Annotated in this window: 21 protein-coding genes; 13 read left to right on the top strand and 8 right to left on the bottom strand. The window is 70.3% G+C overall.

Features of this window, described 5'->3' with window-relative positions:
* Window positions 1-97 precede the first annotated feature (97 nt).
* From G4D87_RS09540 to secF, 6 genes are all read left to right on the top strand, one after another.
* Complete coding sequence (locus G4D87_RS09540; RefSeq protein ID WP_163781124.1) at window positions 98-1,201, top strand: SpoIID/LytB domain-containing protein; 1,104 nt, start codon at window positions 98-100, stop codon at window positions 1,199-1,201.
* Window positions 1,202-1,235: 34 nt separating this feature from the next.
* A complete protein-coding gene (gene queA / locus G4D87_RS09535; RefSeq protein WP_163781122.1) occupies window positions 1,236-2,351 on the top strand; it encodes a tRNA preQ1(34) S-adenosylmethionine ribosyltransferase-isomerase QueA in 1,116 nt (371 codons plus the stop codon).
* 5 nt (window positions 2,352-2,356) lie between these two features.
* Window positions 2,357-3,556, top strand: a complete 1,200-nt coding sequence (gene tgt / locus G4D87_RS09530) for a tRNA guanosine(34) transglycosylase Tgt (protein ID WP_163781121.1) — start codon at window positions 2,357-2,359, stop codon at window positions 3,554-3,556.
* Between the two features lie 142 nt (window positions 3,557-3,698).
* A complete protein-coding gene (gene yajC, locus G4D87_RS09525) occupies window positions 3,699-4,055 on the top strand; it encodes a preprotein translocase subunit YajC (protein ID WP_163781119.1) in 357 nt (118 codons plus the stop codon).
* Window positions 4,055-5,827, top strand: coding sequence for a protein translocase subunit SecD (gene secD / locus G4D87_RS09520; protein WP_163781117.1), 1,773 nt, complete (start codon window positions 4,055-4,057; stop codon window positions 5,825-5,827). The genes yajC and secD overlap by 1 nt, the downstream gene beginning before the upstream one ends.
* A 23-nt stretch (window positions 5,828-5,850) precedes the next feature.
* Window positions 5,851-7,029, top strand: coding sequence for a protein translocase subunit SecF (gene secF, locus G4D87_RS09515; protein WP_163781115.1), 1,179 nt, complete (start codon window positions 5,851-5,853; stop codon window positions 7,027-7,029).
* 111 nt (window positions 7,030-7,140) lie between these two features.
* Here secF and G4D87_RS09510 read toward each other — a convergent pair whose 3' ends face one another.
* The gene (locus G4D87_RS09510) at window positions 7,141-7,743 is read right to left on the bottom strand and encodes a hypothetical protein (RefSeq protein WP_205507498.1); all 603 of its coding nucleotides are present in this window, start codon (window positions 7,741-7,743) and stop codon (window positions 7,141-7,143) included.
* A 202-nt stretch (window positions 7,744-7,945) separates the two neighbouring features.
* Here G4D87_RS09510 and recJ point away from each other — a divergent pair, with 202 nt between their 5' ends.
* Window positions 7,946-9,658 carry a single-stranded-DNA-specific exonuclease RecJ gene (gene recJ, locus G4D87_RS09505; protein WP_163781111.1) on the top strand — a complete coding sequence of 571 codons (1,713 nt, stop codon included), beginning with the start codon at window positions 7,946-7,948 and terminating at the stop codon, window positions 9,656-9,658.
* Window positions 9,659-9,676: 18 nt separating this feature from the next.
* Here recJ and G4D87_RS09500 read toward each other — a convergent pair whose 3' ends face one another.
* The 3 genes from G4D87_RS09500 to G4D87_RS09490 all read right to left on the bottom strand — a co-directional run bounded on the left by G4D87_RS09500 (window position 9,677) and on the right by G4D87_RS09490 (window position 12,155).
* Complete coding sequence (locus tag G4D87_RS09500) at window positions 9,677-9,904, bottom strand: YHS domain-containing protein (RefSeq protein WP_163781109.1); 228 nt, start codon at window positions 9,902-9,904, stop codon at window positions 9,677-9,679.
* Window positions 9,905-10,089: 185 nt separating this feature from the next.
* Window positions 10,090-10,848, bottom strand: a complete 759-nt coding sequence (locus tag G4D87_RS09495; RefSeq protein ID WP_163781126.1) for a PorT family protein — start codon at window positions 10,846-10,848, stop codon at window positions 10,090-10,092.
* 17 nt (window positions 10,849-10,865) lie between these two features.
* Complete coding sequence (locus G4D87_RS09490; protein WP_163781108.1) at window positions 10,866-12,155, bottom strand: hypothetical protein; 1,290 nt, start codon at window positions 12,153-12,155, stop codon at window positions 10,866-10,868.
* 238 nt (window positions 12,156-12,393) lie between these two features.
* Between G4D87_RS09490 and aspS the strand changes: the two genes are divergently transcribed.
* From aspS to G4D87_RS09465, 5 genes are all read left to right on the top strand, one after another.
* Window positions 12,394-14,214: an aspartate--tRNA ligase gene (gene aspS, locus G4D87_RS09485; protein WP_163781106.1), complete on the top strand. Its 1,821-nt coding sequence runs from the start codon at window positions 12,394-12,396 to the stop codon at window positions 14,212-14,214.
* A 139-nt stretch (window positions 14,215-14,353) separates the two neighbouring features.
* Entirely contained in the window at window positions 14,354-15,280 is a 927-nt protein-coding gene (locus G4D87_RS09480) for a diacylglycerol/lipid kinase family protein (protein ID WP_163781104.1), read from the top strand.
* 160 nt (window positions 15,281-15,440) lie between these two features.
* On the top strand, window positions 15,441-16,496 hold the full coding sequence (locus G4D87_RS09475; RefSeq protein WP_163781102.1) for a DUF72 domain-containing protein: 1,056 nt from the start codon (window positions 15,441-15,443) through the stop codon (window positions 16,494-16,496).
* A gap of 53 nt (window positions 16,497-16,549) precedes the next feature.
* On the top strand, window positions 16,550-16,801 hold the full coding sequence (locus G4D87_RS09470) for a hypothetical protein (RefSeq protein WP_163781100.1): 252 nt from the start codon (window positions 16,550-16,552) through the stop codon (window positions 16,799-16,801).
* Complete coding sequence (locus G4D87_RS09465; protein ID WP_163781098.1) at window positions 16,764-17,132, top strand: Smr/MutS family protein; 369 nt, start codon at window positions 16,764-16,766, stop codon at window positions 17,130-17,132. The genes G4D87_RS09470 and G4D87_RS09465 overlap by 38 nt, the downstream gene beginning before the upstream one ends.
* Here G4D87_RS09465 and G4D87_RS09460 read toward each other — a convergent pair.
* The 4 genes from G4D87_RS09460 to G4D87_RS09445 form a co-directional block, all read right to left on the bottom strand.
* On the bottom strand, window positions 17,114-19,879 hold the full coding sequence (locus tag G4D87_RS09460) for an SNF2-related protein (RefSeq protein ID WP_163781096.1): 2,766 nt from the start codon (window positions 19,877-19,879) through the stop codon (window positions 17,114-17,116). The two genes, G4D87_RS09465 and G4D87_RS09460, sit on opposite strands and share 19 nt — an antisense overlap.
* 200 nt (window positions 19,880-20,079) lie before the next feature.
* The gene (locus tag G4D87_RS09455; RefSeq protein WP_163781093.1) at window positions 20,080-21,417 is read right to left on the bottom strand and encodes a DUF58 domain-containing protein; all 1,338 of its coding nucleotides are present in this window, start codon (window positions 21,415-21,417) and stop codon (window positions 20,080-20,082) included.
* Window positions 21,414-22,349, bottom strand: a complete 936-nt coding sequence (locus G4D87_RS09450; RefSeq protein WP_163781091.1) for an AAA family ATPase — start codon at window positions 22,347-22,349, stop codon at window positions 21,414-21,416. Before G4D87_RS09450 ends, G4D87_RS09455 begins: the two co-directional genes overlap by 4 nt.
* A gap of 69 nt (window positions 22,350-22,418) precedes the next feature.
* The gene (locus G4D87_RS09445) at window positions 22,419-23,300 is read right to left on the bottom strand and encodes a hypothetical protein (protein ID WP_240358135.1); all 882 of its coding nucleotides are present in this window, start codon (window positions 23,298-23,300) and stop codon (window positions 22,419-22,421) included.
* 111 nt (window positions 23,301-23,411) lie between these two features.
* On the opposite strand from G4D87_RS09445, the gene G4D87_RS09440 reads away from it, so the two are divergent.
* Window positions 23,412-24,697, top strand: a 1,286-nt coding sequence (locus G4D87_RS09440) for a HEAT repeat domain-containing protein (RefSeq protein WP_163781087.1), incomplete at its 3' end; no start/stop codon positions are given.

Genomic DNA, 24,697 nt, shown 5'->3' with positions numbered 1-24,697 from the left:
GGGCGGGGCGCGAAGGTGACGTCACGGGTGAGCCATCCTCTCCCATCCGCCGGACGTTTTCTTGAGGCGTGCACCCACACCTCTACACTCCGGGGCCATGTTGCGACCTGTTGCACTCGTCCTGCTCCTGCTGCTCCCGTCGGGCGCGCTCGCCGTGGAGACCCTGCGCATCGCCATCGAGGACGCGGGCAGCGCGGTGCGCGTCAGCGGCCGGGGGCTTGCGTCCGGTCCCGACAGCGAGGAGGCCACCTTCGCCCCCATCACCTCGGGACAGGCGAACATCCGCCGCAAGGGTGGCCGCATCGAGGTCAACGGCACACCCGTGGAGGGGGACTCCGTCCGCTTCCGCGCGGGCATGTCGGAGGCCTCGGCCGCCCCTGGCACCGAGCCCCTCAAGGCCGGCGCGGCGCAGGTCCGTGGGGATGTGGTGGTGCGCCTGCACCGCGGTGGGCTGCAGCTCATCAACGTCATTCCCCTGGAGGACTACCTCGCCGCCGTGCTGGGCAGCGAGATGCCCGTGTCCTTTCCCCTGGAGGCCCTCAAGGCCCAGGCGGTGGCCGCCCGAACCTATGCGCTCCAGAAGAAGCTGGGCGCCTACAGCAATGCGTTCCACCTGGGCAGCAGTGTGCTCCATCAGGTGTACGGCGGCGTCAACCGAGAGGACCCTCGCACCCGGGCCGCCGTCGAGGCCACGCGGGGGCAGGTGCTCACGTACGAACTGGCGCCCATCGAGGCGTACTTCCATGCTTCATGCGGCGGCCGGACGGAGTCGGGGCTCGATGCCTTGCAGCGCAACCTGCCGTACCTCCAGCCCGTCGACTGTCCCTGCGGAAGGCTGCCCGCCAGCCGCTGGACGGCGTCGCTCTCCGACGCGGACATCAAGGCGGCGCTCCACCACCCGGCCCAGGGGCTCAAAATCGCGGCCCGTACGCGGACGCGCCGGGTGACGCGCGTCACCCTGGCGGACGGTGCCTCCCTGGACGGCGTGGCGCTGCGCCGCAAGCTTGGCTACACGCGGCTCAAGAGCCTGGACTTCGACCTGGAACGCACCGAGCGCGGCTACGTGTTCACCGGTCGCGGCTATGGCCATGGAGCGGGCCTGTGTCAGTGGGGCGCCAAGGCGCTCGCCGACAAGGGCCGGGAGTACCGGGAGATCCTCTCCCACTACTACCCCGGAACCGAGCTGCAGCACCTCTACTGACGCCTCCCGCGTCCGGCGCGCTTTCCGCGACGGCATGGGGGCTGCTACAAGCGCCACCCCCGTGTCGTCCCGCCTCTCTGACTACGACTTCGCGCTGCCCGAGTCCCAGATCGCCCAGGCCCCCCTGGCCGAGCGGGACGCGTCGCGCTTGATGACCATCAGCCGCTCCAGCGGCACCTGGTCGCACCGCCGGTTCGCCGACCTCCAGGACCTGCTGCGCCCCGGGGATTTGCTCGTCCTCAACGACGCCCGCGTCATCCCCGCGCGCCTGCTGGGCCAGAAGGCTGGCACCGGTGGCCGCGTGGAGTTGCTCGTCGTGCGCCCGGCCGCCCAGGACACGCTGACCTCGGCGGCGCTCGGGAAGGCCCCCGAGTCGCTCGACTGGGTCTGTCTGGGGCAGGCCTCCAAGGGGCTCAAGCCCGGGCAGCGGGTGACGTTCGCCAGCGGCCTGGAGGCGGAAATCCAGGAGGCGCTGGGAGGAGGGGAGTACCGCGTGCGGTTCCACGCGCCCCCGGGCGCCTCGCTGGCCGCGCTGCTGGACGCGGCGGGCCGCCTGCCGCTGCCGCCCTACATCACCCGGGAGCCGGACGCCGCGGACGCGGAGCGCTACCAGACGGTGTACGCGCGCGCCTCCGGTGCCGTGGCCGCGCCCACCGCGGGCCTGCACTTCACCCAGGAGATCCTGGCCGCCCTGGACGCGCGCGGCGTGCACCGGGCGCTGGTGACGCTGGACGTGGGGCCCGGCACCTTCCTGCCGGTGCGGGAGGACGACCTGGACAAGCACCACATGCACCCGGAGCGCTACACCATTCCGGAGGCCACCGCGAAGGCCATCAACGCGGCGCGCGCGGAAGGCCGGCGCGTGGTGGCGGTGGGCACCACCGTGGTCCGCACCCTGGAGTCCGCCACGGACGCGGAGACGGGGCGACTGCGCGCGGGCCCCGGCGAGACGACCCTCTTCATCCGTCCCGGCTTCGCCTTCCGCCAGGTGGACCTGCTGCTCACCAACTTCCACCTGCCGCGTTCCACGCTGGTGGTTCTGGTGAGCGCGCTGCTCGGGCGGGAGCGCACGCTGGAGGCCTACGCGGAGGCGGTCCGCGCGGGTTACCGGTTCTTCAGTTACGGCGACGCCATGCTGGTGTCGGAGTGAACGCCATGGGCGAGCAGCAGGAAGCGAAGCAGTCAGGTGGCAAGGGCGACACCCGCGTGGAGCCGGGCATGGTCCGCTTCGAGCTCCTTCACGAGGACGCGTCGGGGACGAAGGCCCGCCGGGGGCGGCTGCACACGCCGCACGGCCCCGTGGAGACGCCCATCTTCATGCCCGTGGGCACCGTGGGCAGCGTCAAGGGCGTGGGGCCGGACGACCTGCTCACGCTGGACGCGCAGATCATCCTCGGCAACACCTACCACCTGATGCTGCGCCCCGGCGAGGCGCTGGTGGGGGAGCTGGGCGGCCTGCACCGCTTCGTGTCGTGGAACCGGCCCATGCTCACCGACAGCGGCGGGTTCCAGGTGTTCAGCCTGTCCGGGAAGCGCAAAATCACCGAGGAGGGCGCCGCCTTCCAGTCGCACCTGGACGGCGCGCGGCACTTCCTCACGCCCGAGCGCTCCATCGACATCCAGGAGACGCTGGGCGCCGACGTCATCATGGCCTTCGACGAGTGCCCGCCCTCCACCGAGGACCGGGCCTACCTGGAGGCCTCGCTGGCCCGCACCACCCGCTGGCTGCACCGGTGCGTGAAGGCGTGGAGCCGCGAGCGCTCGTCGCTCTTCGGCATCGTCCAGGGCGGCCTGCACGAGGACTTGCGCAAGCGCCACGCCGAGGAGGTGTGCGCGGTGGACCTGCCCGGCTACGCCCTGGGCGGCTACTCCGTGGGCGAGGCCCCGGAGGCCATGCATGACGGCGTGGCCTACTCCGCGCCCCTGCTGCCCCGCGACAAGCCGCGCTACCTGATGGGCGTGGGCACGCCCGTCGACCTGGTCACCTGCGTGGAGCACGGGGTGGACATGTTCGACTGCGTCCTGCCCACCCGGTGCGCGCGCAACGGCCTGCTCTTCACCTCGGAGGGCAAGGTCGTCATCCGGAACGCCGCCTACGCCAGGGACTCCCGGCCGGTGGACCCTGCGTGCACCTGCTACACCTGCCGCAATTTCAGCAGGGCCTACCTCCGGCACCTCTTCGCCGCCCAGGAGCTGTTGGCCATGCGGCTCAACACGATTCACAACCTCCACTACTTCCTGGGACTGATGGCAGAAGTCCGGCGCGCGGTGGCAGAGGACCGGTTCGCCACGTTTGCCCGGGAGTTTCGTGCCCGTGCCAAGGCGCAGGAGGCCGAACGGACCCGCGGTCGCTGACCGGGCAGATGGATTGCCCGGCTTCCCGCGTTCACTTGCTCACATGGGCCCCCCTTGCTAAGAGGGCCCCCTTTCGGATGGGTTCCTCGGACAGAATGGGGGGCCTCCCATCCCAAGCTTTCCTCAACCGACGAGGCAGTGTGTGGCTGAGAGCTTTCTGATTCTGGCGCAGGCCGGCGGTGGCAATCCGCTCGGCACCCTGGGCTTCCTGGTCATCCTGGTGGGCATCATGTACTTCGTGATGATCCGCCCGCAACAGAAGCAGCTGAAGGAGCACCGTGCGCTGCTCTCCGCGCTGAAGAAGGGTGATGAGGTCGTCACTTCCGGGGGCATCCTCGGGAAGATCCATCTCGTGGAGGAGCGCACCGTGATGCTGGAGGTCTCCAGCGGCGTGCGCCTCCGCGTGCTCAAGACGGCCATCAGCGCCAGGGGCGGGTTGGCGGAAGGCCCGCCCGCGGCCACCGCGACGGTGGCCGGCGAGAAGAAGGAGGAGAAGTAATGGACCGCGGCTGGTGGTGGAAGTTCGGGCTCATTGTCGCGGTGACGCTGGGCTCCATCTGGTTCCTCATCCCGACGTACTACTCGCTCGTCGTGCTCGACCGGGACCAGCGCAACAACCTGGCCGTGCTCGAGGAGCGGATGCCGAGCTGGGCGCCCCCCGCGAAGTACCGCCTGAACCTGGGGCTGGACCTCCAGGGTGGCATCCACATGGTGATGCGGGTGGACACCAAGACGGCGCTCCAGAAGCGGACCGAGCGCCGCGCGCAGCAGATTGTCAATTACGTCAATGACAAGAAGCTGGGCGAGGTGACGGCGGACACGGACCCGGAGCAGCTCGAGGTCACGTTGACGGCCAAGGACCCGGCGACGATGGACGCCATCCAGAAGGAGGTCCTGGCCACCTTCACGGACTTCACGGAAGTCAGCCGCAGCGGCGGCACGCTGGTGCTGGTCCAGGACGAGACCCAGGCCAACTTCTTCCGCGAGGAGGCGGTGGACCAGGCGATGCTCGTCATCCGGCGCCGCATCGACAAGTGGGGCGTGGCGGAAGTGGACGTGCGCAAGCTGGGCTCCGACTCCATCCAGATTTCGCTGCCGGGCCGCAGCAACGCGGAGCAGGCGAAGGAGCTGGTGGGCACCACCGCGCAGCTCGAGTTCCGGATGGTGGATGACACCAACCCGCAGTTCTTCGCGCAGCTCCTGCAGGCGACGCCGCCGCCCGAGGGCAGCAACATCACGCTGACGACGGAGGGCGGCTTCCCGCAGCTCCAGGCCCCCACGCGCGAGGCCATCATCCAGTACACGAAGGACAAGGTGCCGGAGAACCGGGTGGTGCTCACCGAGTGCATCGCCAACCCGGTGAAGAAGGACGAGTGCACCTCGTACCGCTCCTACCTGCTGGACAAGAGCGTGCCGCTGACCGGTGAGAGCCTGGCGGGCGCGGATGCCAGCATCAGCCAGCTCAACGAGCCGGAGGTGAACATCTCCTTCGACCCCGCGGGCGCGCGCGAGTTCGAGCGGCTCACGGAGGCCGGTGTCGGCCGCCGCATGGCCATCGTCCTGGACGACAACGTGCAGACGGCGCCGAACATCAACGAGAAGATCAGCGGCGGCTCGGCCCGCATCACCATGGGCCGCATGGGCGGCCGCACCTTCGAGGAGTGGCTGGGCGAGGCCCAGACGCTGGCGCTGGTGCTGAAGGCGGGCGCGCTGCCGGCCCCGGTGACGGTGGGGGAGATTCGTCAGGTGGGCGCCAGCCTGGGTGACGAGCTCATCCGGAAGGGTGGCCTGGCGGCGGTGCTGGGCCTGGGCCTGGTCGTCCTGTTCATGGCCCTCTACTACAAGGGCTCTGGCCTCATCGCGGACGTCGCGCTGCTGCTCAACGGCCTGCTCATCCTCGCGGGACTGGCCTTCTTCAACGCCACGCTGACGCTGCCGGGCATCGCCGGCTTCGTGCTGACGCTGGGTGTGGCGGTGGATGCCAACGTGCTCATCAACGAGCGCATCCGCGAGGAGCTGGGCCACGGCAAGTCGACCCGGGCCGCGGTGGACCAGGGCTACGACCGGGCCTTCTGGACCATCTTCGACTCGCACGTGACGGCGCTCATCTCCGCCTTCGTCCTGTTCTTCACGGGAACGGGCCCGGTGCGGGGCTTCGCCACCACGCTCATCATCGGCCTCTTGGCGTCGCTGTTCACCTCCATCACGGTGACGCGAGTCATCATGACCTACTTCGTCCACGGTCGTAACGCGAAGGTCGTCTCCGTCTGACCGGCCGGAGTCCGGGAACCGTCATGCAGATTCTCAAGAACAAGACGAACATCGACTTCATCAGCAAGCGCAAGCCCGCGCTGTTCCTCTCCACGGTGCTGAACCTGGCGATCATCGTCGGCATCGCCGCCTTCGGCTTCAACTTCGGCGTGGACTTCGCGGGTGGCACGGTGGTGGAGGTGAAGTTCGACCACCCCATCACCGCCCAGGAGGTCCGTGAGCGCGCGGACAAGGGCGGCCTGCCGGACGTCAGCGTGCAGAACATCGGCTCGGCGGACGAGAACTCCTTCCTGCTCCGCATGGGCGGCGTCACGCAGCTCAACGAGGAGAGCGGCGCCAGGGGCCAGGCGGCCCTGGAGGCGCTGGGGGGCGTGCGCAACGTCTACTCGGACCTGGCCAACGGCATCATCCGCTTCCGCGCGGCGCAGCCCATGGACTCCGACGCCGTCAAGAAGGCGGTGGAGTCGGCGGGCATCGGCGTGCAGGAAGTGCGTGATTTGGGCGAGGCCCAGGGCGGCGCGGGCTACGACTACCAGGTGGTGGCCAGCGGCATGGCGGACCGCGTGTTCGCCGCGCTCAACGCCGGACTGGAGAAGCCGGACTTCGAGCAGCGCCGCGTGGACTACGTCGGTCCGCAGGTGGGCAAGCAGCTGCGCAACCGCGGCATCATGGCGCTGCTGTACTCGATGATCGCCATCCTCATCTACGTGGCGTTCCGGTTCGACTTCAAGTTCGGTCCGGGCGCGCTCGTGGCCATGGTCCACGACGTCATCATGGTGTCGGGCTACTACCTGGTGAGCCGGCGCGAGTTCAACCTGACGGCCATCGCGGCGCTGCTGACGGTGGTGGGCTACTCCGTCAACGACACCATCGTCATCTACGACCGCATCCGCGAGGACATGGCCAAGTTCCAGGGCAAGCCCTTCATCGAGGTCATCAACATCGCCATCAACGACACGCTGGGCCGCACCATCCTCACCTCCGGCACCACGGCGTTGTCGCTCATCGGCCTGCTCATCTTCGGCGTGGGCGAAATCTTCGACTTCGCCATGGCGATGCTGGTGGGCATCGTGGTCGGTGTGTACTCGACCATCTACATCGCCAGCCCGCTGACCATCTGGCTGGACGAGCGCGCCGCGGCGAAGGAAGCCCGTCAGCGCGCCAGCGGCGACGTGGACCACCAGCAGCCGAACGCCGCGTGAGCCTCCCACCCCCGAGGCCTTCCTTCCGTTGAGGGAGGCCTCGCACGCTGGACACGGCCAGGGCCCTCTTCCTTCACGGGAAGCAGGGCCCTGGGTGTTTCAGGGCACCTGTCAGAAGCGCGCGCCCAGCGTGAGCGAGGCGTCCAGCAGGCCACCGTTGGTGTCCTCCACGGCGCCGTCCGCCCAGCCTTCGCTCAAGAGGACGCGGTACGTGGTCCGGAGGCCCGCGGTGAGCACGCCGCGGTTGAACTCCACGCCCGCGGCCAGCGGCACCTCCGGCACCGTGTCCGACTGGTAGAGGTCCTCCACCGGGCCGCGGATGTTCAGATGGGAGACGCCCAGGCCCGCGCCCACGAAGGGCCGGACGGTGGTGAGGAAGGGCGGTGACACCTTCACCAGCGCGCTGCCACCCTGCCGGACGAGCGAGGGCTGCTCCAGCAGGCGGCTGTCGGTGAGGCCGTTGCGCGAGCCCTCGTAGCCCACTTCGAAGCCGAGGAAGGTGGTGGGCTGGAGGTTGAGCGTCACCCCCCATGCCGGCCCCGTGCTCGTCAGGTCGCCCAGGCCTCCGGTGTAGTCACCCACGCCGCCGCGGAGGAACACGTTCAAATCGCCGCGTTTCCCATCGCGCCGCTCCTGTGCGGCCGCCGACCCCGCTGCGCCCAGCGTGGCGAATGCCAGGGCCAGCGTGGCGGCCCGGATACCTCTTGGATGCATGCTCGACCTCACTGTTTTCGGGTGTGCGTTTGAACCTGCTCACCGGCGACCGACCGTGCGTGAAGCAGCGAGCCACCATGCGTGCGCTTGGCTGAACGCATGTACAGGAGGGGAAGTGTCGGGCTCAAGGTTGGACTGTCCTGGTCAGACGTCTGAGGTACTGTCGCTTTCGTAGCCAATTCATCGAGGAGGGGTGTCGAGCGTGCGGTGGTTGCTTCCAGATGTAGTCGAGCAGGAAGTGGCGTCCCTCGTGGGGGAGTTGTCGCTGCACCCGCTCGCGGCGAAGGTGCTCCTGCACCGTGGCTACCGCACCCCTGAGTCCGCGTCGGCGTTCCTGTCGGACCGGTTGGCGGACCTGCCGGATCCGTTCCGGATGAAGGGGATGCCGGGGGCGGTGGACCGCCTCATCCGGGCGATTCGCTCGCGGGAGAAGGTGACGCTCTACGGCGACTACGACGTGGACGGCGTCTGCTCCACGTCGTTGCTGTACCTCTTCATGAAGGAGCTGGGCGTCCCGCCCGCGACGTACATCCCCCACCGGCTGGACGAAGGCTACGGCCTCAACGTCGGCGCGGTGGAGCGCATCGCCGCGGAGGGCACGCGGGTGCTGGTGACGCTGGACTGCGGCATCACCTCGGTCGCCGAAATCACCCGCGCGAAGGAGCTGGGCCTGGACGTGCTGGTGGTGGACCACCACACCGTGCCGCCCACGCTGCCGCCCGCGGTGGCGGTGCTCAACCCGCACCAGCCTGGCTGCGAGTACCCGACGAAGGCGCTGTGCGCCGCGGGCGTGGCCTTCAACTTCTGCATGGGCATCCGCAAGCGCCTGCGCGACGAGGGCTTCTTCGCCACCCGGAAGGAGCCCAACCTCCGCGCCCTGATGGACCTGGTGGCGCTGGCCACGGTGGCGGACGTGGTGCCCCTCACCGGCGCCAACCGCATCCTCGTGACGCACGGCCTCCAGGAATTGAGCGCGGGCCGCCGGCCGGGGGTGCGGGCCTTGAAGGAGGTGGCGGGCATGGACCCGGACGCCTCCGTCACCGCGGGCCAGGTGGGCTTCCGCCTGGGGCCTCGCATCAACGCGGCGGGCCGGCTGCATGACGCCTCGCTGGGCCTTCAGCTGCTGTGCTCGGAGTCACCGGAGACGGCGCGCTCGCTGGCCGCGGTGTTGGACCGCGCCAACGCGGAGCGCCAGGGCATCGAGAGCAGCATCCTCACGCAGGCGCTGGCCCAGGCGGAGTCGCTGAAGGACGCGCGCGGCCTGGTGCTGTACGACGAAGGCTGGCACCCGGGCGTCATCGGCATCGTCGCCTCGCGCGTGGTGGAGCGCTTCTACCGGCCCACCGTCATGGTGGGGGTGAAGGACGGCGTGGGGAAGGGCTCGGCGCGCAGCATCGAGGCCTTCCACCTCCACGACGCGCTCAGTGGCTGCGCGGAGCTGCTGACGCGCTTCGGCGGCCACAAGCACGCCGCGGGGCTCACCATCGACGCGGAGCGGCTGCCCGCCTTCCGGGAGGCCTTCGAGAAGATTGCCTACCAACGCCTGTCGCCGGAGGACCTCATCCCCCGGTGCCGCGTGGACGCGGTGGTGAATCCCAGCGAGCTGGACGCCCACGCCGTGGAGTCGCTCCAGCGGCTGGGGCCCTTCGGGCAGGGCAACCCGGAGCCCGTGCTGGTGCTGCGCCGGCAGGTGGCTCGCCCACGCGTGCTGCAGCCCAAGTCCGGCACGGGCCATGGCCACCTCAAGCTGGCCCTGGCGGACGCGCCGGAGCTGGACGCCATCGGCTTCAACATGGCGGACCGGGCCACGCTGGTGGATGGCCCGGTGGACCTGGCCTTCCAGGCCGGCTTCGACACGTTCCGAGGCCAGCGCAAGCTGTCGCTGCGGCTCAAGGATTTGCGCGTGGCCGCCTAGCGGCCCTGGCGCTTCACTTCAGGCGATGCCCCAGCGGACGCGGCCCGGCGTCATCAGCGCGCCGACGCGGGCCAGCTCGTTGAAGCGGAAGCGCTCCGCCTGCAATTCGAAGGCGTGGCGGCACCGCTCCGAGCAGAAGAAGTAACGGCGCTTCTTGTACTCGGCGGTGGGACGGCCCTCGGGTGTGTCCAAGGTCTTCCCACATACGGGGTCCAAGTGCTGTCCCTGTCCCTGCGCGTTCTTCATCGCTCGCCTCCCAGCCCCCAGGGGAACCCAGGTTCCCGTCCCGGTGGAATTCAGGAGCACACGGCGTGCCAGCCCCAACTCCTTGAAGTCGCAAGGATGGGACGCGGGCGAAGCGGAGAGTCGGTGGAAAAATCTTCATGGCCGCCCGCCGGAGGAGGCGCGGCGAGCGGCCGGTGAAGGCGACTTCAGAAGGCGGTGCCGACGCTGCCGCCCAGGAAGAAGTCGTTGTGGTAGCCCCGGCGGTAGCCCATGGCCTCCAGGCGGAACGCGAGGCGGAAGTTACCGGAGGCGGTCAGCCGGGGCCGGCCGCGGAAGCCCACGCCGTACTGGAGCAGCGGCTTGAGGCCGCTCACCTTCGTCTCCGCCGTGTCGATGGTGAGCGTCGACGCGGTGTACGCGACGCCGCCACCCGCCTGGGCGAAGAAGCCGAAGTCGGACTTGCCGAGCTTCAGCTCGTAGGCCGGGGCAATGGTGAAGTAGTGGAGGTGCGTCTTGCCCTGGATGAAGTCGGTGCCGTCGCTGGTGCCGCCGAACGTCCAGCGCACGTCGGCCCAGAGGGCCTCGCGCAGCGACTCGTTGTCGAGGATGCGGCCGTACTCCCAGGTGGCGCGCACGCCCAGGCCCAGGCGTGTCTCCGTGGCCCGGCCGCGCGGGCTGTCCAGGAAGAGGGCGCCGGTGATGAACTCCATGGCCACGCCCAGGTTCGGGTCGTCGAGCCCGGAGAGGGCCTTGAAGTCGTCCTCGCCGTCGTCGTGCTCCTGCTCGGAGACGCGGCGGAAGTCGTCCGTCTCGTCCACCTTGGGGCGGACCTCGTCATAGGAGCCGGCGGCGTCGTATTCGGGCGCGTCGTCCGGGTAGGCGTAGGGGTCGTCCTCGTCCTGGGCCAGGGCAGGGGCGGACAGGGCGAGGCTGCCCAGGGCGCAACGCAAGAGCCACATCTTCACGGAAGCAGTCCTCATGCTCACAAGTCCAGGCGGGGGCAGGTCGTGCCACCCGCGGCGCTGGGCGGGCACATGTTGGGGTCGGTGCCGACGAGCTGCTCACGCGGAATCTGGAGGTGGTCCATCAGCTCGTTGCAGACGGCCTCCTTCAGGCGCAGGTCGGTGACGTGGGTGATGATGGCGCTGGCGGCCACGGCCAGGGTGAATTGGGACTGGTCCGCCAGCGTGGCGCGCGCCAGCTGGTAGAGGCCGGGCGTCGTCGTGCTCTCGTCGTTGTACGAGGCGACGATGGCGCGCAGCAGCACGTCGCGCTGACCGGTGGCCTCGCCGGCCTGGTAGAGCGCGCTGGCGAGCAGGGTGCCCACCCGGTACTCGTTGCCGCTGAACGCGCTCAGGTTCTGGTTGTAGAGCTGGCTCAGCAAGGACGCGTCCATGCAGCGGTCCACGCGGGCCAGGTCCCGGTCGTCGGTGATGGGGCCGTAGACGTTGCCGTGGAAGGACGTGGAGAAGAAGCGCGAGTCACAGCCCTTGCCGCCCTGGGTCGTCTGACAGGTGGCGCCGTACGCGTGGTAGTCCGCGAGCCCCTCGTCGAAGGACTTGAGGATGTTGGCGCCCGGGCTGGCGCCGGATTGCTGCCACAGCGTGAGCGCCTCCGGGAACTGCTGGCCGTTGTAGGCCTTCAGGTTGAAGACGCGGTGCGAGTATTCGTGGGCGATGACGCCGGCGTTGATGGCCAGCGGGGCGCGCTGGAGCTGGTCGAAGGGCAGCACCAGGAACGACTCCAGCACGGAGAAGTACATGGCGTTGTCGCTCAGCGGGTCCTTGTCCACGTCCGCGAGCACGAACTCCGGGAAGTAGTACGTGGTGACGGGGTCCTTGAAGTCCGCCGCGGGGATATTGCCCACGACGCGGAAGTAATCGTAGGCGCGCTCCATGCTGTAGTACGCCGTCACCATGTTCCAGGTGTGGAAGTCCGCCGGCCACAGGACGCCGTCCTGGGAGATGTAGTTGGCGCTGACGTCACGGCCGGCGTTCTTGAGCAGCGCGTTGGCGTAGCCCTCCGGCGTGGTGGCGTTGTTCAGGTCCGGGTCCTGCGAGTCGATGACGATGCGCGCGCCTCCCTGGAGGTCGGCCACCGTGCCCTTGAGGCCGACGATGTCGGAGATGGTCTTCAGCTCCACCTCCTGGGGGACGTACTGGCCATTGCTGGAGAGCACCAGGGCGCTGACCTTGACGGGCGCGGCGGATTCGGGCGCACAGCCGGCGGCCAGTCCGAGCGCGGCGGTCGAGGCGATGACTGTTCGGAGCATGCCGCCGTTCTACTCCGGACCGCCCGGAACGTGTATTCCCCCCCGTCCGTCACCTTCGCGAGCACGGCGGGCGGGCAGCCGGTGTGCCCTGGCCTCGCGGGCGGCGCTGGAACCCGGAATCCGCCCTGAATCCGACGGTTTGAGACGGGGCCGGGGCGCTCGGACTCCTTGACGCGTTGTTTCCACGATCCGTATGGTGCCCCGCCTTCTTCCCCCTTCGAATCCAGCAGGCGGTGCCATGGCAGTCCCGTTCATCTCCGAGGTCAAGCGTACCCACACTTGCGGTCAGCTCACCGCGACCAACGTCGGCGAGGAAGTCGTCCTCTTCGGCTGGGTGCACAACCGCCGGGACCACGGCGGCGCGGTGTTCATCGACCTGCGGGACAGGGCTGGCCTCACGCAGGTGGTGTTCGAGCCGGACCACGCGGAGGCGCACGCGCTCGCCGGGAGCCTCCGGCTGGAGTACTGCGTGGGCGTGCGCGGCAAGGTCGTCTCGCGCGGGAAGAACGTGAACCCGAAGATGAAGACGGGTGAAATCGAAATCCAGGCCAGCGCCCTCACCATCTTCAACCGCTCCGAGCCGACGCCGTTCCCCGTCGAGGACAGCATCGACACGTCGGAGGAGAAGCGCCTGGCCCACCGCTTCCTGGACCTGCGCCGCGCGCCGCTCCAGCACTCGCTGATGACGCGCTCGAAGATGAACGCGCTGACGCGCTCGTACATGGTGGACCACGGGTTCCTGGAGCTGGAGACGCCCTTCATGGGCAAGTACACGCCGGGCGGCGCGCGCAACTTCCTGGTCCCCAGCCGCCTCAACCCGGGCAAGTTCTACGCGCTGGCGGAGAGCCCGCAGCTCTACAAGCAGCTCTTCATGGTGGCGGGCTTCGACCGGTACTTCCAAATCGTGAAGTGCTTCCGCGACGAGGACCTGCGCGTGGACCGGCAGCCGGAGTTCACGCAAATCGACGTGGAGATGAGCTTCGTCAACCAGGACGACATCTTCACGATGATTGAGGGTCTGCTGAAGAAGCTGTGGGGCGAGGTGCTGGGCATCGACGTCCCCACGCCCTTCATGCGGATGGACTTCTACGAGTCCATGGCGAAGTACGGCAACGACAAGCCGGACCTGCGCTTCGGCCTGGAGCACGTGGTGCTCACCGACCTGATTCGCGAGCACGGCGAGGGCGGCGGCGTCCCCATGATTTGGGAGGCGGTGCGGAACAAGGGCATCGTCAAGGCCATGGTCATCCCCGCGGAGAAGGCGATGAGCCGCGCGGAGAGCGACAAGCTGGAGGAGTTCGCCAAGCAGGCGGGCGCCAAGGGCCTGGCCCGCGCGAAGGTGGCGGACGGCGGCGAGTGGACGCAGTCCCCGCTGTCCAAGACGATCAGCCCCGCGCTGCGGCAGGCCATCAACCAGGCCGTGGGCGCGAAGACGGGCGACCTGCTCCTGTTCCAGTTCGGCAAGGAGTCGCTGGTCCACACGGTGATGGCCAACCTGCGCGTGCACGTGGCCAAGAAGCTGGGCCTGATTCCGGAGTACGGCAGCGGCGGCCAGTGGAAGTTCCTGTGGGTCGTGAACCCGCCGCTGTTCGAGTACGACGACGAGACGAACACCTGGGCGGCGGCGCACCACGCCTTCACGCGTCCGCACGACGAGGACGTGGACTTCCTGCTCACGGACCCGGGCCGGGTGAAGTGCCACCGCTACGACGTGGTGCTCAACGGCTTCGAGATTGGCGGCGGCTCCATCCGGCTGCATGACCCGAAGGTGCAGGCGGAGGTGTTCAAGGCGCTGGGCATCAGCGACGAGGACGCGCGCGCCAAGTTCGGCTTCCTGCTGGACGCGCTGAAGTTCGGCGCGCCGCCGCACGGCGGCATCGCGCTGGGCATGGACCGGCTCGTCATGCTGCTCACGGGCGCCGAGTCCCTGCGCGACGTGATTCCGTTCCCCAAGTCGAAGACGGGCACGGACCTGATGACGGGGGCTCCCGGCGACGTGGATGACCGGCAGCTCAAAGAGGTCCACGTGCGGCCGGTGCCCGTGGCGCCGAAGGCCTGAGTCCGTCAGCGCGCGCTCCCGCCACCCCCTCTTTGACGCGGGGTGGCGGCGGACCCGCCGTGGCCTGAACATGGCCACGGAGTGGAGTGCCGGTGCGCAACCGCGTAAACAGGGAGGGCCAAGGGAGGGGTAGGGCCAGATGAAGACGTTCCTCGTGGTCAATCCGCGCAGCGCCAACGGCCAGACAGGGAAGCGCTGGGCTGAGCTTTCCGCGCAGGTCAGCAGGGCGCTGGGTGACTTCGGCCATGGCTTCACCCAGGGCGGCATGGACGCGGCGCGCATCACCCGCCAGGCGCTGCTGGACGGGTACGAGTGCATCGTCGCGGTGGGGGGCGACGGCACGCTCAACGAGGTCACCAACGGCTTCTTCGAGGACGGCAAGGCGCTGAATCCGAACGCCGCGCTGGGGCTGATTCCTCGGGGCACGGGGGGTGACTTCCGGCGCACCTTCGGGTGGGACTTGGAGCTGGCCTCGTCGCTGGAGCGGCTGCGGTCCGACGCGACGGAGCCCTTCGACGTGGGCCGGCTGGAGTTCACCGACAACGCGGGCCAGCCCGCCACGCGCTACTTCGCCAACATCGCCTCGTTCGGCGTGAGCGCGGTGGTGGCCCAGGAGGTCAACCAGAGCAGCAAGGCCCTGGGCGGCCACCTGAGCTTCATGTGGGGCACGCTGAAGGGCCTGGTGAAGTACTCGGAGCGGCAGGTGCGCCTGTCGGTGGACGGGGGCCCGGAAGAGGTGGTGAGCGTCACCGCGGTGGCCGTGGCCAACGGCCGCTACTTCGGCAGCGGCATGTTCGTCGCGCCGGACGCCGTCACCCATGACGGCCTCTTCGACGTCACCATCTGGTCCAACTACGGCCTGAGTGACTTCGTCCTCAAGTCGAAGGGCGTCTACAACGGCTCGCACGTCAACTGGAAGGGCACGCGCCGCCTGCGCTGCCGCACCCTGCGCGCCGAGCCCGTGGAGGGCGGCGACGTGTTCCTGGACGTGGACGGCGAGACGCCGGGCCGCCTCCCGTGCACCATGACGCTGCTGCCCGGGGCCATCCGCCTCAAGGTGTTGTAGCGCGCGCGTGCCCCGAAGCGTCGCCCGGTCGCCTGTCGAGCGACATGGCACTTGGGACGTGGGGCTGGACTGAGGCAACCTCCTGCATCTGGTGGCGTCCGGCGTTAAGTGCGCTGGACGCACGGCACCGTGCCCGCCGGATGGGCCCAGGAGACGCGCCATGCCTCAAGAGCGAGGACCCGCACAGCTCGACCTCTTCACCGGCGCCGCCGAGGAGCCGCCCGCCAGGGGCCGCAAGGGCGCGCAGCCCGTGGCGCCGGCGGCGGTGCCGGAGTCGCTGGCCACGCTGGGGCGGGAGCTGCCCCGGGGGGTGTTCCTGGGGACGTCGTCGTGGACGTTCCCGGGCTGGTCCGGCATCGTCTATGACCATGAGGCCCCCGCCTCGCAGCTCGCGCGGGAGGGCCTGGCCGCCTACGCGTACCACCCGGTGCTGCGCACGGTGGGCATCGACCGGACCTTCTACGGCCCCATCGACGACAGCGCCTTCGCCGGGTACGCCGCCCAGGTGCCGGACACCTTCCGCTTCCTGGTGAAGGCCCACGAGGTGTGCACCCTGGCGCGCTTCCCGCTGCACGAGCGCTACGGCGCGCAGCGGGGACAGGCCAATGAGCGCTTCCTCCACGCCGCCTACGCCACGGAGGCCGTCGTCAGGCCCTTCATGGAGGGGCTGGGGGAGAAGGCGGGGCCGCTCGTCTTCCAGTTCCCGCCGCAGGACCCGCAAGCGCTCGGCGGGCCCGCGCGCTTCGTGGAGCGGCTGCACGCCTTCTTCTCCGCGCTGCCGAAGGGGCCGCTGTACGCGGTGGAGCTGCGCAACGAAACGCTGCTCACGGAGGGGCTGGCGCAGGCGCTGGCGGACGTGGGCGTCAGCCCGGTGCTGGCGGTGTGGGCGCACATGCCGCCCGTGGGAAGGCAGGCGAAGCTCACCCGCGCCTTTGACTCCCGCGCGCTGGTGGTGCGGTGGATGCTCCCGCCGGACCTCGGCTACGAGGAGGCCCGCGCGCGCTACGCGCCCTTCAATCAACTGGTGGACGAGGACGTCCCCACGCGCGACGTCCTGGCCCGGGTGTGTCTGGCGGCGCTGCGCCGGGACAAGCCCACCTTCATCACCATCAACAACAAGGCCGAGGGCAGCGCGCCACTGTCCGCTATCAAACTGGCCGAGCGCGTCGTCCTGGGCAGGCGGGAAGAGGCGGCGCTCCAGGCCGCCGCCACCTGACCGCCACTTGCCACTGAGCACGCGTCTTGCTTACCTGTGGGTCCATGACAGTCATGACGGTTGCGGCGTTGATGGTCCAGCTGATGGCCGCGGGGGGCGCTGGCGCCCAGGGCGAGCAGGCAGCCGGCCGCCAGCAAGGCGACCCGGGCAGCGTGTCCACGAACCTCTCCGCGCTGAAGGGCGAGGTCTCCTCGTTGTCCGCGCGCTTCAAGGCCGCACGCGAGCGGCGCCGCCTGCAGGCGGAGAAGGAGAAGCAGGAGTGGGAGCGTGAGCCGAAGACGTCTGCCCGTCCTGGGCGCGAATGAGCCGCCGCTCCCGCCCGAAGGGCCGGAGCCGCCGCCCTCCGAGGACGAGGCTGTAGAAATTCCCATTGATGGGAACCTGGACCTGCACCTCTTCCACCCGCGCGACGTGAAGGACCTGGTGGTGGAGTACCTCTGGGCGTGCCGGCAGAAGGGCGTCCTGGACGTGCGCATCATCCACGGCAAGGGCACCGGCGCGCTGAGGCGCACCGTGCAGTCGCTGCTCCCCAAGCTGCCGGAGGTGGAGTCGTTCCGCTCCGCGGGCGAAGGGGACGGAGGCTGGGGCGCGACGTGGGTGCGTCTGCGCCCGGCGGACTACGACAGCCAGAAGTAGGCGGAGGCGATGAGGGAGCGCTTCTCCGTCACCTTCCCCTTGTTGGCCAGCTCCGCCAACTGCCGGTCCTTGGAGGCGTAGCGCTTCTCCTCCTCGTTGCGGAGCGAGGACAGCTTGCGGCGGTACTCGCGCTCCATCCTGTCGGAGTGGGCGCGGGCCTTGGCCTTGTCGGCGATGTCCTCGGCCAGCCCCACCTGCTTGCGCGCCTCAATCCACGTCTGCCGCGCGGCCTCCACGGCCTCGCGCGACTCCATGAGGCAGTCCTCGACGTAGCGGTCCGCGCGCTCCTTGGCCTTGTCCAGCTCCAGGGCGTTGCGCCGCTCCGCGGCCCGGACGATTTCATCCTTCGCCGCCACCAGCGCCTGCTCCTGCATCAACTGCACGGACACCGGCGCGGGCTGACGCCGGCGCTCCGGCTTCGCCGCCAGCTTCACGAAGTGCGCGCCGTCCGCCATGGGCAGGGCGCGGAAGCCGTCCCTGTCGCGCACGAGCACCAGGTGGGCCAGCTTCTCCTCGGGCTTGAGGCCGGTCGTCTCGAACTTGTACGCGAACCACCAGCCCTCGCTGCCCGCGAGCCGGGCCAGCCGGGACGGCAGCCCCGCCGCGTCCAGCTGCAGGTAGCTCACCGCGTCCTGGGTGCGCTCCTTGACGGCGTAGGCGGCCTTGGCCACCTCCAGCCGCCCCGAGTTGCGGCTGCCCAGCACGGAGGCGGTGAGGGCGCGGGCCTCCTGCTGGCGCTTGGCCAGGGCCTCCTTCGTCTGCTCGTTCTGTCCGCGCAGCCGGCGCCGCACGTCGCCGTCGAAGCGCTCCAGCACCACCGAGCGCATCTCCGTCATGCGCTGGCTGATGCGGCCCTCCAGCTCCCCGCGGAGCTTGTCGAAGGCGATGTTGATGTCCTCGGGCTTCCGGCAGGACTGGTAGATGTCCAGGATGCGGCGCTCGAAGTCGACGCCGCTCTCCAGCGCGCCCAGGATTTCGTCGGACGCGCCGAACACGCCGTCGAAGAGGTTCAGCTTCTTCTCCAGCAGCTCGAAGAGGCGGGCGTCCGCCGCGTTCATCCGGTTGAGGAAGTTGATGACCAGCACGTCCCGCTGCTGGCCGTAGCGGTGGCAGCGGCCGATGCGCTGCTCCACGCGCTGCGGGTTCCAGGGCAAGTCGTAGTTCACCACCAGGTTGCAGAACTGGAGGTTGAGGCCCTCGGCGCCCGCTTCCGTGCAGATGAGGATCTGCGTGCGGTTGCGGAACTCCTCCACCAGCGCGCGCCGGTCCTCGGGCGTGCCCGCGTCCCCCGACAGCAGGGAAATCTTCCCCTGGTAGCCGCTCTCCGACAGGAGGTTGAAGAGGTACTGCTGCGTGCGCTTGGACTCGGTGAAGATGAGCGCCTTCTCCGGCCAGCCGTGCGACTTCATCACGGCGAAGGTCCGGTCCAGGCCGCGCTTGAGCGCCTCGCCCTTGGCGTTGACCTTGATGGAGTCCGCCAGGTCCGCGTACTGGCGCAGCTCCCAGACCTCCTGCTCCAGCGCGCGGACGTTGGGGGCCTTGGCCGGGTCGTCCGACCACTCCTCGCCCTCCTCGACGAACTGCTTGGCCTCCTCGGGCTCGAACATCGCCAGGGCCTGCTGGCCCAGCTTCGCCGCCTGGAGCCGCTTCTCCAGGTTGTCCGACAGGCGGCGCAGGGTGGGGGCGATGGCGTAGGTGGAGGACGCCAGCAGCTTGCGGTAGCAGAGCGTCAGCAGCGTCTTCTTGCCGGGCTCAATCGCCGCGGCCTCGGAGCGCTGGAGGTACTCGCTGACCTTCTCGTAGAGGTCGTGCTCCTCGGGGGAGGGGGTGAAGTCCTCCACGATGGAGCGGCGGTTGGTGTAGCGGACGTATTCGCGCACCTGCCGGCGCAGGGTGCGCTGCACCACGGGGGCCAGCCGCTCCTTGAGCTCGACGGCGGCGGCCTCGGGCATGCCGCCGGCCTCGTCCGTCCGGTAGCGGCTGCGGAAGGCGTGCTCGGGCCCCAAAATCTGCTCGTCCAGCAGGGACATCAGCCCGAACAGCTCCATCAGGTCATTCTGGAGCGGGGTGGCGGTGAGCAGCAGCTTGGGCTTGCCGGCCAGGGACGCCCGCAGGGCCTGCCCCATCTTGTTGTTGGGCCGGTGCGCGTTGCGCAGGCGGTGGGCCTCGTCGATGACGACCAGATCCCAGGGAATCTCCGACGTCAGGTGCGCCTTGTTCGCCGCGAAGGGGTGCGAGCAGATGACGGGGAAGGGCTGGTCGAAGCAGTTCCCGGTGGCGCGCACGGTGCGGCCGTCCACCAGGACGCTGTCCAGGTCGAACTTCTCCCGCAGCTCGCTGTTCCACTGCGCGCGCAGCGTGGCGGGCGCCATGATGAGGATGCGCGACTTTCCCTCGGCCATCAGCTGGGCGATGACGAGCCCCGCTTCAATCGTCTTCCCCAGGCCGACCTCGTCACCCAGCATGCAGCCGCCGCGCGACAGCGAGTCGAGCGCGAACATGGCGCCTTCGACCTGGTGCGGGTTGAGGTCCACCTTCGCTTCCGACAGCGCTCCCGCCAGCCGTTGCTGCGTGTCACCGCTGCGGGCCAGCAGCTCCTCCGCCAGCAGCCGCTCATGGAAGGGCGTCAACGCCGTGGGGGCCGCCGCCGACCCGGACTCCATCCGTGCCGCCACCGCCGCCGCCGCCGCGTTCGCCTCAACCTCCACCCTGAATCCCCTCGCGACCTCCGCCAAGACCGTCTCCATCCGTGGTGTTTTCGAGGTCGCCCGCCGTCACGGCGAGCGCGGACCGGCCATTTTGTTGACGCGCGCCTATCTGTAAAGGGGGTCGTGTCCGAGGCCGAAAATTCGGCCTCCGCGCGATTGGCATGCTTCTTCGCGAGCGGCGTCGATACACGTTGACTGCACACTGCGTACAAAACTTTCGCTGGACTTGACGCAGCGGCCTAGAGCAGTCCGCGCGCCTTCACGTCCAGATAGGCGTTGAGCGTGGCCGCGCCGAAGCCGCGCGCGGGGGCGCGGAGCACCAGCGCGCCCGCGTCCCGCAGGGTGGTGGCCGTCCGCCGGTACTCCGTCTCCAGGCGCGCCGCGGCCTGGCGCGCGTAGGCGTCCTGCGTCCGCGCGGGCACGCCGTGGGCCGCCGCCTGGACGTCCTCGTCCAGCAGCGAGGCGACGACGGGCAGGTGCCGGGGGCGCAGCGCCAGCGTGCGCGTGAGGAGGCTGGCGGAGGCGTCCGGGTCCACCAGGTCCGTGAACAGCACCACCAGGGCGCGCCGCGTCTGGCGGGCGAAGGCGAAGTCGAAGGCGCGGCCGTAGTCGCTCTCCTCGAGCGCGGCCTCGGTGCGGTAGAGCGCTTCGGTGATGAGCCGCAGGTGCTCGCGGCCCTTGCGCGGCGGCAGGTAGGCCCGCACGCCGCTGGCGAACGCCAGCACGCCGACCACGTCACCGGCTTCCAGGCCGACTCGCGCCAGCCGCAGCGCCGCGTCCACCGCGTGGTCCAGCTTGCGCCGCGCCTGGATGCGGCCCGCCATGTGCCGGCCGCAGTCCAGCAGCAGGAGCACCGGCTGGTGCTGCTCTGGCTGCCACGTGCGGACCAGGGTGTGGGCGTGGCGCGCGGACGCCTTCCAGTCGATGTGGCGGTAGTCGTCGCCAGGGCGGTACTCGCGCAGCGACTCGAACTCCCGCCCCTCCGAGGTGCGCCGCCGCTGCATCCGCGCGGAGGGGGCGTCCGAGGCGTGGGCCAGCGCCAGCGCTTCACGGGTGAGCGCGGTGAGGTCCGGGTACACCTTGACGTCCATCGCCGCGGGGACGCGGACCTGGCGCGCGCACAGGCCCAGGGGGCCCCGCAGCCGCAGGTGCACGTCTCCGAAGCGGGCGTCGCCCCGCGAAGGCGGCGTGACGAAGTAGGTGAGCTCCTGCGGCCGGGCCTGGGCCGCGGGCAGGGTGAGGCGCTGCCGGTGCCCGCTGCTGACCATGTCCTCGGGGGGCTCGTCGCGGACCTCCACGTGCAGCGGCGCGGCGCCGGTGTCCTGGCGCTCCAGCGCCACGTGCACGGCGTTGCGCGTGCCGGAGGAGAGGACGGGCTCCACGCGCCGCCAGACGCGGACGTCCTGGGCGCGCGGGGCCCGGAGGAAGTCCACGACACAGAGGGCCAGCACGGCCACGTCCGTCGCCAGCGCGAGCCAGCCGAACGCGGGGCTGGCCACCGCGAGCGCCGCCGGGAGGAGTCCCGCCGCCAGCAGGGCCACGGCGAGGCCGGTGGGGACGGGGCGCCCGGCGCTCACCGGGGCACTCGGACCCGCTCGAGCGTCTGCTTCAGCACGTCATCCGCGGTGAGGCCTTCCACCTCGGCCTCGGCCTTGAGGAGCAGGCGGTGGTTGAGCACGCTGAAGGTGACGGCCTTGACGTCGTCCGGGGTGACGAAGTCGGTGCCCATCAGCGCGGCGCGGGCCTTGGAGGCCGCGAGCAGCGCCTGGGCCGACCGGGGGCTGGCCCCCAGGCGCACGCGCGGGTTGGTGCGCGTCTCCCGGACGAGGGCCACCACGTACTGGAGGATGGAGTCGTCACATGACACGCGGGCGGCGCGCGACTGCAGCTCCAGCAGCGTGGGCGCGTCCAGCACCTGGCCGGTGGTGGTCGGCTTGCCTTCGCGCTGGTGGAAGGCGCGCAGCATGGTCGTCTCCGCCGACGCCTCCGGGTAGCCCACGCGCACGCGCATGAGGAAGCGGTCCAGCTGGGCCTCCGGCAGCGGGTAGGTGCCCTCCAGCTCCAGGGGGTTCTGCGTGGCCACCACGAAGAAGTGGGGTGGCAGCGCGTGGGACACGCCGTCGATGGTGACCTGCCGCTCCTCCATGGCCTCCAGGAGCGCGGCCTGCGTCTTGGGCGGGGTGCGGTTGATTTCGTCCGCCACCACCACCTCCGTGAAGATGGGGCCCTTCACGAGGCGGAAGGCGTGGTCCTGGGGCTGGAAGACGTTGGTGCCCAGGATGTCCGCCGGCATCAGGTCCGGGGTGAACTGGATGCGCGTGAAGAGCAGCCCCAGCGCGCCGGCCATGCTGCGCGCGGTGAGCGTCTTGGCCACGCCGGGCACGCCCTCCAGCAGCACGTGGCCGCGCGCGAGGAAGGCCGTCACCAGGTCCTCCAGCACGCGCTGCTGTCCGAAGACGGCCGCGTCGAGCGCGGCGGTGAGACGGGAGAGGGGAGAGGCGTCGGACATGGTGGCCGGTGACGCTAGCCCGCTGCCGCGGAGGGCGGCAGCGCTTTTTCATTCGAGGCGCGCGGAGGCTCAGCGCGAGGACTGGCCCTTGAGCCCCAGCAGCGTGCCGCCCAGCGTGGCGACCGCGCCCAGGATGGCCACGTAGACGCCGAAGCTGGGCGACGAGTTCATCATCTCCGAGTTGCCGATGGGCGTGGGCACCATCGTCGTGTCGGACGACACCTTGATGAACACGATGCACCAGATGAGGCACACGATGCTGACGACGAGCTGGCCCATCCACGGCACCACCGGGTTCACGTTCGGGAGCGAGCCCTTGACGCGCACCGTGACGGCCGTCAGCAGGAGGATGGCCATGATGAAGGCGCCGCAGCCCAGGCTCATCAGACCGAGCACGTCTCCATCCACCGCCGTCTCCTTCCACGGGAAGAAACACGACATCAACACCACCGCGGCGCCCCAGAAGGCGACCTTGTCGCCGCCCTGGAGCTGGGCGAACAGCTCCTTGGCGTCGCGGATGAGCTCATCCGGGTCGGTGACGGCGCTGCCACGAACGTCCAGGTCCGCGCGGTCCCATGGGTCCACGGACGCAGAGGGCTCGGGGGCGGGGGCCTTGCGAGGCGCGGGCCGAGGCGCCGCCGCACGCGCCGCGCGCTGCTTCGGCGCGCTGCGAGCGACGTCCTCCACGCTCCGGATGTTGGTGGAGTCCGACGCGGGCGACGGCGCGGCAGCGGGCCGGCTTCCGGACTTGCCAGCGGCCGGACGTGGGCGCCGCGCGGGAGGCGGCCTGGCGGCTCGGCGTGGGTCCTCCGCCGCGTCGGTGGACTCTTCTGGCGCTTCGGCCGGCGGCTCCCCCGAGAGGAACGAGCCATCGATGATGTAATCGCAGACGGAACAGATGGACGTGTTGGCGGCTACCTGCGAGCCGCAGCCAGGGCAGTTCAGGACCAACGCTCCCGCTGAAAGAATCCGCGCTCCATCTTCGGAGCGCCGGCCGTGCGTGTCAAACCCCTCCCGGTCTAACCCCTGGATTTTCGCGGGGAATTGACCTAGGCCCGCGCCATGCGCCGCTCGCACTCCGTCCGTGCCCTGCCGACCTGTGTCGTCGCTCTCTCGCTGCTGTCCGGATGCGTCCGCTCCGTGCCGCCGGTGATGCCGCCTCCCGTGGACGCGCGGACGCTCGAGCGCATCCAGGACTGGGAAGACGCGCGCTCGCTGGGAAACGGGGCCCTGACGTCGCTCGCCGCCAGTGCGCCGGACGCCCGGGTGCGTGCCCGGGCCCTGCGGGCGCTGGCGCGAATCCAGGACGCGGCCACCCTGGAGACCGTCGTCGCGGGGCTGAAGGACGCGGAAGCGGCGGTGCGCGGCGAGGCCGCCTTCGCCTCCGGCGTGCTCGCCCTGTCCTGGGAGCCGCTGGTGGACGCCGAGCTCGCGGCCCTGGAGAAGGCGCTGCTGGAGGCCGGGCGGACGGAGCGTGACGCGGACGTGCGGCGGGCGGTGGTGGAGGCCGTGGGCCGGCTGGGGACGCCCGGCGCAGTGACGTGGCTGTCCGAGCGGATGCGGGAGGCGGATGGCGCGGAGGCGGCCCAGGCCACGCAGGCGCTGGGCGTCATCGCGCGCACCCGTGGCGCGGCGGTGGTTGCCCAGGTGTCCCTGGCGCCAGCGGAGGCGCTGCTCGCGGCCGAGCGGCCGGTGGAGGCGCGGCGGGCGGGGGCCTATTTCCTGGCCACCGTGAAGCGGCCCGAGGCCTTGCCCGCGCTGCGCCGCTGCCTGGGTGACGCGGACGCGGACGTGCGGGCGCTGTGCGCGAAGGGCTTCGGTGACGTGGGCGGTCCCGAGGATGCCGTGGTCCTCGGGCAGCGCTTGGAGGACACGGTTCCGCGTGTGGCCGCGGAGGCGGCGCGCTCGCTGGCGAAGCTGGCGGCGGCTTGCAGTGGACCGTGCACCGCGGTGGACGTGCTGGAGGCCCTGACGGCGCGAGCCAGGCGCGTGGCCCGGGGCATGGCGCCTCCGGCGGCGGGGGCATCAGCGCCGGAGGGCGCGAAGGCGGCGGTGGAGACGCTGGCGCGGTCGTCGGAAGGCCATGCGCTGCTGGCGCTGGCGCAGCAGGGCCTGCCCGCCTTGGGCCGCCCCCTCCTGGAGTCGCTGCGGCTCGCGCTGGCGGACGCGGAGCGGGGCGCGGCCTCGGACCTGGCACGCGCGGACCTGGCCTGGCTGGATTGCCGGCTGGCCGCGGCGATGGACCGGCAGGAGGGCGCGCTGAAGGAAGTCCTGGGGTGCGGGTACGGGCGCGTGCCCGAGCCGCGCCGCCTGGCGCTGGGGCTGCGCGAGGTGGCCCAGTCGAAGGG

This window comes from Myxococcus vastator, from assembly GCF_010894475.1.
Lineage (GTDB): Bacteria > Myxococcota > Myxococcia > Myxococcales > Myxococcaceae > Myxococcus > Myxococcus vastator.
Note: the sequence above shows the minus strand (reverse complement) of the source record. Positions and strands in the feature narration are given on the sequence as shown.